General features: G+C 69.9%; 1 protein-coding gene. It reads right to left on the bottom strand.

The genetic code is table 11. The features are described 5' to 3' along the window. Positions 1-15: 15 nt before the first annotated feature. The gene (locus tag ACZ6NC_RS41975; protein ID WP_465739155.1) at positions 16-1071 is read right to left on the bottom strand and encodes an IS630 family transposase; all 1056 of its coding nucleotides are present in this window, start codon (positions 1069-1071) and stop codon (positions 16-18) included. Positions 1072-1114 lie beyond the last annotated feature (43 nt).

The raw sequence follows: 1114 nt of genomic DNA, 5'->3' as shown, positions 1-1114 counted from the left end.
TATTGATCCGAAACGCTAAATTTCCGGGATTTCGGTGATGTAGCGGACGTGCGGGCCGTGGAAGTAGCCGCGGACGATGTGCGGCTGCTTCTGTCGGCGGCGGAAGAAGCGGCGGACCTCGTCGGCGAGCTGGTCGGCATTGCGGGCTCGGGAGGCCGGCAGCGGGGTCCGCTTGAGGTCGGCGTTGACCAGCTCGTCCGGGTTGGTCTCGGGCGCGTACGCGGGCAGCAGGTGCAGGGTGATGCGGCCGGGGTGATCGGCGAGCCAGGCACGGACCTTCCTGCTGCGGTGGACGGCGTGCCGGTCGACGACGAGGTGGACCGGGCGGTCGAACTGCTTGTTCAGGCGGTCGAGGAAGCCGCAGAACACCTCGGCGGTGAACGATCCCCGGTAGACCGTGAACCACATCCGGCCCCGCGGGCTGATCGCGGACATGGCGTTGACCGAGAAGCGGTTGCCGGTCCGGCGCATAGTCGGCGTCTGGCCGCGCGGGGCCCAGGTCCGGCCGGACACCTGGTCGGAGCGGACGCCGGTCTGGTCGGCGAACAGCACCTCGGCGCCTTCCTCCCGGGCCTTCGCGCGGATCGCGGGCCAGGTCTCCTCGCGCCAGGCGCGGACTGCTTCCGGGTCCTGCTCGATCGCGCGCTTGTCCGGGCGCTGGAACGACAGCCCCCAGCGCTTGAGGTACTTGCCCACGCCCTGCTCGGTCAGTCGCACCCGGTAGAGCAGGACGATGAGGTCGCACACGATCGCGCGGGTCCACAACTGCCCACCCAGGCCGAGGTCTTCAGGTCGGTGGTCGATCAGGGCCTGTCGGACACACTGCTGCCGGTCCGGATCGAGTACCTGATGTTCGCCCACCCGCCGGCCACGGGTCTTGGACACCAACGCCTCCCGGCCGCCGGCCTGCCAGGCGGCCCACCAGTCGGTCACCGACTCCACGGTCACGCCGAGGAGTTCGGCCACCTCGCGTCGGTCCCGGCCCGCGCGAAGCGCCGCAACCGCCCGCATCCGCAGAGCTTCCTGGGCCTTCGGCGACAGCCGACGCGCGTCCCCAACCAGATCCGTCACGCCCGGATCAACGAGCGCGGAACCTTACCGTTTCGGGTCAATA

The organism is Kitasatospora sp. NPDC041988, from assembly GCF_055588525.1.
The sequence above is the reverse complement of the archived record's forward strand: the minus strand, read 5'-3'. Positions and strand labels throughout refer to the sequence as shown.